This window comes from Streptomyces sp. NBC_01275, assembly GCF_026340655.1.
GTDB lineage: Bacteria > Actinomycetota > Actinomycetes > Streptomycetales > Streptomycetaceae > Streptomyces.
Map to the genome: position 1 here is coordinate 1 of NZ_JAPEOZ010000002.1, position 8,212 is coordinate 8,212.

An 8,212-nucleotide genomic window follows, 5' to 3' on the forward strand; every position below is an offset into this window, starting at 1 on the left:
CCTCCGTCTGGAGGCCCTCGGGCAGGGCGACCTCGGCGAACACCTCCTCGCCCCGCCGCCAGACGGACCGCGGCCCCTGGAAGGCGGGCCCGTACGCGATGCCGTGGCGGGCGGCCCGGTCGTGGAAGTCGTGCACGGGGACGGGCTCCGCGCCGGGTGGCGGCCAGGTCACGAGGTCGGCGGTCGCGGGGGGAACGGTGTCGTCGGCGGCCGCGGTCAGGGTTCCGGTCGCGTGCCGGGTCCAGTCGTCGTCCGGGCCGGGGCGCGCGGAGAGGGTCAGGCGACGCCGGCCCTCCGCGTCCGGGGCGGTGACGTGCAGCCGGACCGCGCGCCCGGTACGGTCGCCGTCGCGCGGAGCGGGCAGCTCCAGCGGGGTGTGCAGGGCCAGTTCGGCGATCCGCGCGCAGCCGACGCGCGCACCGGCCCAGCGAGCCAGTTCCACCAGCGCCGTACCCGGCACCAGCACCCGTCCGGCGACCGTGTGGTCCGCCAGCCACGGGTGGGTGGCCGTCGACAGCCGCCCGGTGAACAACAGGCCGCCGTCGTCCGGGAGTTCCACACACGCGCCGAGCAGCGGATGACCGGCGGGCGCGAGTCCGGCGGCCGTCGGGTCGACGGTACGGGGACCGTCGTCGAGCCAGTACCGGCGACGGCGGAAGGCGTACGTCGGCAGGTCGACCGGCGGCGGACCCTCCGGCCCCGGCGCGGGGAAGGCCGCCGCCCAGGTCACGGTCGCGTCGCTCACATGCAGTCGGGCCAGCGCGGCCCACAGCGCATGCCCGTCCTCGTCCTCGTGACCGCCGCCGACGGGGGAGGCGACGACCGGAACCGCTCTCTCCGCCACACCGGCCGTGAGCCGCGGGGCGATCGACCCCGCGACGCCCACCTCCACGAAGAGGCCGTGGCCGCGGTCCGTCAACTCGCCCACGACCCGCTCCAGTTCACCCGGATCGGCGGCGGACGCCGTCAGGAACGGGACCCGGGCGGTACCCGCCTGCGCCGACGCCCCGCCGTCGTACGCCGTCACCGCACGGGCCGCCTCCTTCAAGGTCGCCGCGCCCGCGACGCAGGCCGCGGCGAGCACCGCGACATCGCCCATGGCGTTCCCGTCCCTGTCCCTGTTCCCGTTCCCGTTCCCGTTCCCGCTCTCGCCCTCGTCGTCGCCGTCCGTCGTGCCGACGACCGCCGCAGCGCGGACCCCGAACGCCTCCCACAGCCCGCCGAGCGCCACCAACACCGCCCAGCGCGCGGCCCGTTCGCCGACGGCGTCCCGGTCGGCCGCCGAGGTCGGGCGCAGCACGTCGCGCAGCGGCCGGTCGGTGAACGCGCGGAGCGCCTCCTCGCAGAGGTCCAGCCGCTCGGCGAACACCGGAGACGTCTCGGCGAGCCGTGCCGCCCAGCCGAGGTCCGCACCCAGGCCCCGGGCGGTGAACACGAGGACGGCCCGGGCGTCGGCGGCGACACGGCCGTACGCCAGGCCGGGAGAGTCAGGGGAGCTGGGCGAGCTGAGGGAGTCGGATCCCGTGGCCAGGGCCGTCAACCCGGTGAGCAGCTCGGCGCGGTCGGCGCCGAGCACCACCGCACGATGCTCGAACACCGACCTGCCGCGGGCCAGCGCGGCGCCCACCGCGTCGACCGACACCTCAGGGCGGTCCGCCAGATGCGCCGCCAGCCGCTGCGCCTGGGCGCGCAGCGCGTCCTCCGTACGACCGGACAGGACCCAGGGCACGACGACGCCACCGCAGCGGAGCTGAGCGCCGGGCGCGGGATCGCCCTGCTCCAGCACCACATGGGCGTTGGTCCCGCTGACCCCGAAGGACGACACCCCCGCACGCCGGGGCCGGTCGCCGACCGGCCACTCCCGCCGCTCGGTCAGCAGCTCCACCACGCCCGTCGGCCAGTCCACATGCGGGTTCGGCGCGTCCACGTGCAGAGTGCGGGGCAGCACCCCGTGCGCCATGGCCTGCACCATCTTGATGACCCCGGCGACCCCGGCGGCGGCCTGCGCGTGCCCGATGTTCGACTTCACCGAGCCCAGCCACAGGGGGCGTCCGGCCGGGCGGTCGCGGCCGTAGGCGTCGATGAGGGCCTGGGCCTCGATCGGGTCGCCCAGCCTGGTGCCGGTGCCGTGCGCCTCCACCGCGTCCACGTCCGCCCCGGACAGCCCCGCCCGGTCCAGCGCCTGCCGGATCACCCGGCGCTGCGCCGGACCGCTCGGCGCGGTCAGCCCACTGCTGGCGCCGTCCTGGTTGACGGCGCTGCCCCGGACCACGGCCAGCACGCGCCGCCCATGGCGACGGGCGTCCGACAGCCGCTCCAGCAGCAGCATCCCGACGCCCTCGCCGAGCGCCGTGCCGTCGGCCCCGGCCGCGAACGCCTTGACCCTGCCGTCCGGCGCGAGACCGCGCTGCCGGCTGAACTCCACCAGCGCCAACGGCGAGGCCATCACCGTCACACCGCCGGCCAGCGCCAGCTCGCACTCACCGGCCCGCAGCGCCAGCGCGGCCTCGTGCAGCGCCACCAGCGAGGACGAACAGGCCGTGTCCAGACTGACCGCCGGCCCCTCCAGGCCGAGCGTGTACGCGACCCGGCCCGACGCGACACTCGCCGTGCTGCCGTTGCCGAGGTACCCCTCGAACTCGCCCGGCGCGTTGCGCAGCCGGCCCGCGTACTCCTGATGGATCACCCCCGCGAAGACCCCGGTACGGCTGCCGCGCAACGTCGTCGGGTCGATGCCCGCGCGCTCGACCGCCTCCCAGGACGTCTCGAGGAGCAGCCGCTGCTGCGGGTCGGTCGCCAGGGCCTCCCGGGCGCTCATCCCGAAGAATCCGGGGTCGAAGGCGGCCGGGTCGTCGAGGAAGCCGCCCTCGCGCACGGTGACCTTCCCGGTGCGGGCCGGATTCGGGTCGTACAGGTCCTCGTCCCAGCCGCGGTCGGCCGGCAGCGGCGCGATGACGTCCCGGCCCTCGGAGACCAGCCGCCACAACTCCTCGGGGGAGGCGACCCCGCCCGGGTAGCGGCAGGCCATGCCGACGATCGCGATCGGCTCACGCGCCGCCGCCTCGGCCTCCCGCAGCCGCTGCCGGGTCCTGCGCAGGTCCGCGGTCAGCCGCTTCAGTACGTCGACGACCTTCGCCTCGCTCGTCATGGTTGCGTCAGCCTTCTTCCGTACGTCAGGGGTGTGCGCGTCGTCGGCCGGTCGAGGCATGTCAGGACTTCCGCAGTTCGTCGTCGACGATGGTGAGGATGTCGTCGAGGGACACGTCGTCGAACTCGCTCTCGAACCCGCCGAACCCGTCCTGCCGCCGGTCCGTTGCGACCACGGCGGACTCCTCCCGGAGGGCGCCGGACGGGGCCAGCCGGTCGAGCAGTCCGCGCAGCCGCGTCGCCACCCGCTCCCGGTCCGCAGCCGAGTCCCCGCCGACGGCGTCCGCCAGCAGCCCGGAGGCGAGGAGCCCGGCCTCCAGAGCGTCCACGGTCTCCAGAGCGTCCACGGCCTCCAGACCGGACGCGGCCTCCAGGCCGGCATGGGTGGGCTGTTCGCTGTCCTGAGTGCCGTCCGCGCTCTCCGCGCTCTCCGCGCTCTCAGCGTTCTTCGTGTCCTCGGCGGCGCTCAGCAGTTCGTCCAGGTGAGCGGCGACAGCCGTCGAGGTGGGGTGGTCGAAGACCAGCGTCGCGGGAAGGCGCAGTCCGGTGGCCGTGTTGAGCAGGTTGCGCAGTTCCACCGCGCGCAGCGAGTCGAAGCCCGCGTCGAGGAAACCGCGTTCGGGCTCGACGGCGTCGGCGGAGGCGTGCCCCAGCACCGTCGCCACCTTCGTCCGCACCAACTCCTCCAGGACATGGGCCCGTTCACCGGCGGTCAGTCCGGCGAGCGAGAGACCCGGGCGCGCCGTGCCGGCACCGGCATCGGCGGGCGCCTCGGCGGTTCCGGCCGCTGCCCGCGGCAGCTCCGCCCGGGGGGCCAACTCCCGCAGCAGCGGCCGGTTTCCGGCCTCCCCACGCAGCGCGGGCAGGTCCAGCCGGACCGGCACGACCAGGGCGCGCTCCTGCCCGAGCGCCCGGTCGAAGAGCGCCAGCCCGTCCTCGGTCGACAGAGGCAGCACCCCGGCCCGCCGCATCCGCGCCAGATCGGCGGGCGTCAGCCCGCCGGTCAGCCCGCTGGCCTCCTCCCACAGCCCCCAGGCCAGCGACACCGCGGGCAGCCCCAGTGCCCGGCGGTGCGCGGCGAGGGCGTCCAGGTAGGCGTTGGCCGCCGCGTAGTTGCCCTGTCCGGCGGTGCCGAGCAGCCCACCCGCGGCAGAGAAGAGGACGAAGGCCTTGAGGGGGTGGCGGCGGTCTCGGGTGAGGTGGTGGAGGTGCCAGGCCGCGTCGGCCTTGGGCCGCATGACGGTGCTGATGTGGTGCGGGGTGAGGGTGTCGAGGGTGGCGTCGTCGAGGGCGCCGGCGGTGTGGACGACGGCGGTGAGGGGGCGGTCCCCGGGGATGCCGGCGAGTGCCTCGGCGAGCGACGCCGGGTCGGAGACATCACAGGCGGTTACGGCGACGGAGGCCCCGAGGTCTTCGAGATCGGCGCGGAGTCGGTCGGCGCCGGGGGCGTTCACCCCCTGTCGGCTGAGGAGTTGAAGATGGCGTACGCCGTGCTGGGCGACGAGATGCCGGGCGACGAGCGAGCCGAGGGTGCCGGTGCCACCGGTGATCAACACCGTGCCCTCCGGATCCCACGGTGCGGCCCGGCCCGCCGAGGCCGCCTGACTCGCCGAGGCCGCCCGTGGCCGGGTGAGCCGGGGTACGAGGAGCCGACCGCCGCGCACGGCGTACTGCTCCTCCCCGCCGTCTCCCGGTCCGACCGCCGCGACCAGCGTGCGTACGGCGTCCGGCTCGTCCACGTCGGCGACCACCACCCGGCCGGGGTGCTCGGCCTGCGCGGAGCGCACCAGCCCCCGAACGGCAGCCGACGCCAGGTCGGAGACGTTCTCGCCGTCCTCGACGGCCACCGCGCCCCGGGTGACCAGCACCAGACGGCTCTCGGCGAACCGGTCGTCGGCCAGCCACTCCCGCAGCGACTCCAGTGCCCGGAACACCGACGCCCCGGCAGCCTCTCCGGTCGGCGAGGCCTCGTCCGGCCGGGCCCAGGGGAGGACCACCACCTCGGGCGGCGCCCCCGTGAGCGCCCCGAACCCGGCGGCGACCGGCGTACCGAGCGCCGTGCCCAGCCCGAGCGGGTCCGGGCCGACGACGGCCGCCCGGACGACCGGCGTCGTGCCCGCCCCGGGCGGAACCGGCGTCCACGTCACCTCGAACAGCGCGTCCGCCGCCGTGGCCGCCCTGCTCGCGGCGGCCAACTGCTCCCGCGTCACCGGGCGCACGGCCAGGGAGGACACCGTCGCCACGGGTACGCCGTCCTGGTCGGCCACGGTCAGCGTGAGGGCTTCCGGCCCCTGGGGCGTCAGGTGTACGCGCAGGGCGGTGGCGCCGGTGGCGTGCAGGGTGACGCCGTTCCAGGCGAACGGCAGCCGTACGTCGTCGAAGTCGTCGTCGATGCCGTCGACGAGGCTGGTGTGCAGGGCCGCGTCGAGCAGCGCGGGGTGCAGACCGTACCGGTCGGCGGTGTCCTGCTCGCCCGGCGCGAGCCGTACCTCGGCGAACAGCTCCTCGCCGCGCCGCCAGACCGCGTGCAGGCCCTGGAAGGCGGGGCCGTAGCCGAGGCCCTGTTCGGCGAGCCGGGAGTACAGGCCGGTGAGGTCGACGGGGTGGGCGCCGGCGGGTGGCCAGGCGGTCAGGTCCCAGTCGGGCCGGGGAGCGCCGGTCGTCACGTAGCCCGTCGCGTGGTGGATCCACGGGGCGTCGTCGGACGTCTGTTCGGGGCGGGTGTGGATGCTGACCGTCCGGCGGCCGGTCTCGTCCGGCGCGTCGACGCTGACCTGGAGGCGTACTGCGTTGTTCTCGGGCAGCACGAGGGGTGCGTGGAGGGTGAGTTCCTCCAGTACGTCGCACCCGGCGCGGTCGGCGGCTTGCAGGGCGAGTTCGACGAGTCCCGTGCCGGGGACGAGGACGGTGTTCCACACGGTGTGGTCGGCCAGCCAGGGGTGGGTGCGGGTGGAGAGGCGGCCGGTGAGGATCAGGCCGTCGCTGCCGGCGAGGGGGATCGAGGCGTCGAGGAGGGGGTGTCCGGCGGGCTCGGCGCTGTGGGCGGGCGAGGTGGCGTCGAGCCAGTAGGGCTTGCGTTGGAAGGGGTAGGTGGGGAGGTCGAGGGGGTGGGCGGCCGGGCTGGTGGGCCAGGTGACGGGGGTGCCGTGGGTGTGGAGGTGGGCGGCGGAGGTGAGGAGGCGCTGCCAGCCGCCTTCGTCCCGGCGCAGGGTGCCCGTGCCGCTGCCGCCGGTGGCTTCCTCGATCGCGGGGACGAGGACCGGGTGGGGACTGCACTCGACGTAGGCGTTGTGGCCGTCGGCCGTCAGCAGTCGCAGGGTCGGTTCGAGGAGGACGGGCCGACGGAGGTTGGTGTACCAGTACGCCCCCGTGAGTTCCCTGGTGTCGAGGGTCGTGCCGGTGACGGTGGAGTAGAAGGAGACCGTGCTGGTGCGGGGCGTGATGCCGGTGAGCAGTTCCGCGAGGTCGTCCTGGAGCGCTTCGACGTGGTGGGTGTGGGAGGCGTAGTCGACGTCGATCCGGCGGGCGTGGACGCCCTCGGCTTCGCAGTGGGCGAGGAGTTCGTCGAGGGCGGTGGCGTCTCCGGCCACGACGGTGGTGTGCGGCCCGTTGAGGGCGGCGATGGACACACGGCCGGGCCACTCTTCGAGAAGCTCGGCCGTGTCTTCGCTGGACAACGGCAGGGAGATCATGCCGCCGTGTCCGGCGAGTTCGAGGATGGCGCGGCTGCGGAGGGCGGCGATCTTCGCGCCGTCCTCCAGGGTCAGTGCTCCGGCGACGACGGCTGCGGCGATCTCGCCCTGGGAGTGTCCGACGACGGCGGCGGGCTCGACTCCGAGGGAGCGCCACACGGCGGCCAGCGACACCATCACCGCGAACAGCGCAGGTTGGACCACGTCAACACGTGTCAGGGGCTCGCCGTTGCGGAGTTGCTCGGTCAGCGACCAGTCCACATGCGGGGCCAGCGCTGCTTCGCAGTCGGCGATGGACTGGGCGAACACCGCTGACGTGTCGAGGAGTTCGACGGCCATGCCGGTCCACTGTGAGCCCTGGCCGGGGAACACGAACACCGGCCGCCCCGCGTCTCCGTGCCCGGTGACGACCCCGGTCGCGTCGTCCGCTCCCGTTGCCAACGCCCGCAGCCCGCACAGCAGTTGCTCCCGTTCGGTACCGACGAGCACGGCCCGGTGTTCGAAGTCGGCGCGGCCGGTGGCGAGGGCGTGTGCCACCTGGGCCGGTGTCCACTCGGGGTGCTTGGAGACCGTGTCCCGCAGTTGCCCGGCCTGGGCGCGCAGGGCCTCGGCGGAGCGTGCGGAGACGGGCCAGGCGACCGTCGGGCGGCCGGGCTCGGCTTCGGGCGTCGCGTCGAGACGGGCTTCTTGCGGCGCCTGCTCCAGGATGACGTGGGCGTTGGTGCCGCTGATGCCGAAAGCCGACACGCCCGCGCGGCGGGGGCGTTCACCGGCCGACCACTCGTGCGGTTCGGTCAGCAGCTCCACCGTTCCCGAGGACCAGTCGACGTGGGTCGTGGGCTCGGTGACGTGCAGTGTCTTCGGCAGGATGCCGTGGCGCATCGCCAGCACCATCTTCATCACGCCCGCGACTCCGGCGGCGGCCTGGGTGTGGCCGATGTTGGACTTCAACGAGCCCAGCCGCAAAGGCCGTTCGGCGGACCGGTCCTGGCCGTAGGCGGCGATCAGGGCCTGGGCCTCGATCGGGTCGCCCAGCCTGGTGCCGGTGCCGTGCGCCTCGACCGCGTCCACCTCCGCCGGGGCCAGGCCGGCGTCGGCCAGCGCCGCCCGGATGACGCGCTGCTGGGAGGGGCCGTTCGGGGCGGTCAGGCCGTTGGACGCGCCGTCCTGGTTGAGCGCCGAGCCACGAACGACCGCCAGGACGGGGTGGCCGTTGCGCCGCGCGTCCGACAGCCGTTCCAGCAACAGGACGCCCGCGCCCTCGGCCAGGCCGAACCCGTCCGCGTCGTCCGAGAACGCCTTGCAGCGCGAGGTCGCCGACAACGCGCCCATCCGCCGGAAGCCGATGAAGATGTCGGGCGTCGGCATCACCA

At 74.9% G+C, this 8,212-nt stretch carries 2 protein-coding genes; both read right to left on the reverse strand.

From position 1 onward, the window contains the following. On the reverse strand, positions 1–3,148 hold a 3,148-nt coding region (locus OG562_RS45855; protein WP_266409962.1), incomplete at its 3' end, for a type I polyketide synthase. A 61-nt stretch (positions 3,149–3,209) separates the two neighbouring features. Beyond that, positions 3,210–8,212, reverse strand: a 5,003-nt coding sequence (locus OG562_RS45860; protein WP_266409963.1) for a type I polyketide synthase, incomplete at its 5' end; no start/stop codon positions are given.